The organism is Terriglobales bacterium, from assembly GCA_035624455.1.
Lineage (GTDB): Bacteria > Acidobacteriota > Terriglobia > Terriglobales > Acidobacteriaceae > DASPRM01.
This window is the reverse complement of record DASPRM010000062.1, coordinates 1-3019: the sequence shown is the minus strand read 5'-3', so window position 1 is coordinate 3019 and position 3019 is coordinate 1. Positions and strand designations below refer to the sequence as shown.

General features: G+C 56.1%; 3 protein-coding genes. 2 read left to right on the top strand and 1 reads right to left on the bottom strand.

Going from position 1 to position 3019, the window contains the following annotated elements; genetic code table 11:
• The coding region (gene zwf, locus VEG30_06830) for a glucose-6-phosphate dehydrogenase (protein HXZ79625.1) at nt 1-1268 on the top strand (1268 nt) is incomplete at its 5' end.
• Nucleotides 1265-2278: a glucokinase gene (gene glk, locus VEG30_06825; protein HXZ79624.1), complete on the top strand. Its 1014-nt coding sequence runs from the start codon at nt 1265-1267 to the stop codon at nt 2276-2278. The genes zwf and glk, both read left to right, overlap by 4 nt.
• 42 nt (nt 2279-2320) lie before the next feature.
• Here glk and VEG30_06820 read toward each other — a convergent pair.
• Nucleotides 2321-3019: hypothetical protein (locus VEG30_06820; protein HXZ79623.1), on the bottom strand; the 699-nt coding region annotated here is incomplete at its 5' end.

The window sequence follows — 3019 nt, the reverse complement described above, 5'->3', positions numbered from 1 at the left end:
ACTGGTTCACGGAGAGGATCTACTACGAACGCGCAGAGTTCGCTGATGCCAATTGTTATAGCGCACTGGGTTTGCGGTTGGGTCAGGTGGACCAGCAGCACCATACGAATGGAAACTACCTTTTTTACCTGGCAACCGCCCCTAAGTTTTTCGCAACCATTGTGCAGCATCTAGGCGAGGCAGGGCTGGCCAATCAGGAGAATGGCCACTGGCGCAGGGTGGTCATCGAGAAGCCATTCGGGCATGACCTCGAGTCCGCGAGGGCGTTGAACCGCGAGATCAAGACGGTGCTCAGTGAAGATCAGATTTATCGCATCGATCATTATCTGGGTAAGGAGACCGTTCAGAACATCCTGGTATTCCGCTTCAGCAATGGAATTTTTGAGCCCATCTGGAACCGCCGTTACGTCGATCATGTTCAGATCACTAATGCAGAGACAGTAGGGGTGGAACGCCGCGGCGGATACTTCGACAACGCCGGCACGCTACGCGACATGGTCCCTAACCACATGATGCAGCTCATCAGCCTCACTGCCATGGAGCCGCCGGTGTCGTTCCAGGCAGACGCCGTGCGCGATGAGCAGGCCAAGATCCTGCACGCCATCCAGCGTTTGAGCGCGGAGGATGTCCTGCACAACACGGTACGTGGCCAATACGGGCAGGGTGTCGTGTGTGGGGAAAGAGTACAGGCATATCGGAGCGAGCCGGGAGTCTCTCCCGATTCGCGCACAGAGACGTTTGTGGCCATGAAGTTAAACATTGACAATTGGCGTTGGGCTGGCGTGCCCTTCTATCTGCGCACCAGCAAACGCTTGGCAAAGCGACACACGGAAATCACCATCCAATTCAAGCGCGCACCATTCATTCTTTTCCGTGACACTCCGGTGCATAAATTACAGACCAACCGGCTGGTGATCCAGATCCAACCGGAGGAAGGTATGTCGCTGACATTCGGGGCGAAGATACCCGGTGCGGTGCTGCGCCTGGGATCGGTAGAGATGAGTTTCGAGTATTCCAAGTACTTTGGGGAAGATGCCTACACCGGATATGAAGTGCTTTTGTACGATTGCATGATTGGAGACGCCACGCTCTTCCAGCGGGCGGACATGGTGGAGGCAGGCTGGAGCGCGGTGGATCCAGTGCTGGATGTTTGGAAAGCCCTGCCGCCGCGCAATTTCCCCAACTACGCATCAGGTACGTGGGGGCCAAAGGAGTCTGATGAACTGATGGAACGCGATGGCCGCTCCTGGAGAGTGATTCCGCTATGATTCTGGCTGGAGATGTCGGTGGAACGCATACCCGCCTGGCAGCATTCGAGAGCGAAGGCAATAAGCTGCAGCTTGCAGTGGAACGAATCTACAACAGCCAGGAACATTCGGGCCTGTCGGAGATCGTCCGCGACTTTGTAAAGAGCGAAGGCATACCCGTCCAGAGGGCGTGCTTTGGGGTGGCGGGCCCGGTACGGGCAGGGCGCAGCAAGATTTCCAATCTGCCCTGGACGATCGATTCGCGCGAACTGGCGCAACAACTCCGGCTCACTTCGGTGGGATTGATCAATGACCTGGAGGCTTACGCCTACGGCATTGACGCGCTGGAGTCAAAGGATTTCATCACTATCCATGAAGGCTCGACCGAGTCGGCAGGAAATATGGCGGTGATTTCGGCGGGAACCGGCCTGGGAGAAGCCGGGCTCTACTGGGACGGGTTTCGCCATCACCCGTTCGCCTGCGAGGGCGGCCATACCGATTTCGCCCCGCGAAACGAGCTGGAAATCGAACTTTTGCAATATCTGCTCAAGAAGTATGGCCGGGTCAGCTTCGAGCGGATTCTCTCCGGACCGGGAATCCGCAACGTCTACGACTTTCTGCGCGACACCAGGAAAGCCGAGGAACCGGCCTGGTTGCGGGAGCAGCTTGCCGAATCACATGATTCCCCGGCCCTGATTTCGCAGCTGGCGATGGACAAGAAGGCACCCATCTGCGAACAGGCGCTAAACGTTTTTGTCGAGGTGTACGGGGCGGAAACGGGAAACTGCGCGCTGAAATTCATGTCGCTCTGCGGTATCTACATTGGCGGCAGCATCGCAGCCAAGATCGTGTCCAAGATGCAAGAGCCGACGTTCATGGAGGCCTTTCTGGACAAGGGGCGGATGCGCGACCTGCTACAGTACATGCCGGTGAAGATCGTGCTCAACGACGATTCTGGGATTTTAGGGGCGGCGCGCTCGGCGCTGATCCAGAAGGCGTTCGGGCAGACCGCGAGCCGGGTGGCGATGTGAAAAACAGCTTTTCTTATTGGCGAGGGAAGAGAATTTCGGAGTTCAGCGGAGCCTCAGTTTCGAACACTCCCAACAGACCGCCGCAAGGCTGTAGGCTATGGCTGCCGAGACCAGAGTCATAGTCAGTCCGAGATGTATAGCAATGATCATGGCCATGACCGAACCGAGCACGCTGGCACCGGCGTTCATCGCCCACGCCCATTCCACTGTACAAGTCTCGTTTTCCGCAATGAGCTTAAGCCCTCTGGGAAACGGCATGCCCATCAGGAATCCCAGAGGAATCAGAATGAGCGCACTGATAATCAGTTTGAGGGGAAAGGTCAATCCCACCGCGATCGAGAGTAATTTGGGAATGAACAAGGCATTGAGAGCAATTAACGCGACAATCGCGCCTAACGTCAAAAGCAGATTTGGCCTTCGTATGGATGCACTTCCCAGCCCACTTGAGAGCAGTAGCAGAAAGACGACCACCGTCAAGGCATAGGTCGGGTGCCCAAGGAATAACACGAAGCGCTGGATGAGCGAGACTTCCACCAGAATGTATCCGAGTCCCAATCCTACAAAGAAAAGTAGCGCAGGTAGCCGAACCTCTCTCGTACGTCTTCCGCGGTAGAGGGCCAGAGGCAATATCAGGAAACTCAGGACCGCGACTATGGAGATGACTAATAACATTCCCAGTACAACCACTCCGAGATTGTAGTGCCAGTCAATACCCCGGGTGGTGCCAGCCAGAAGGTTCTG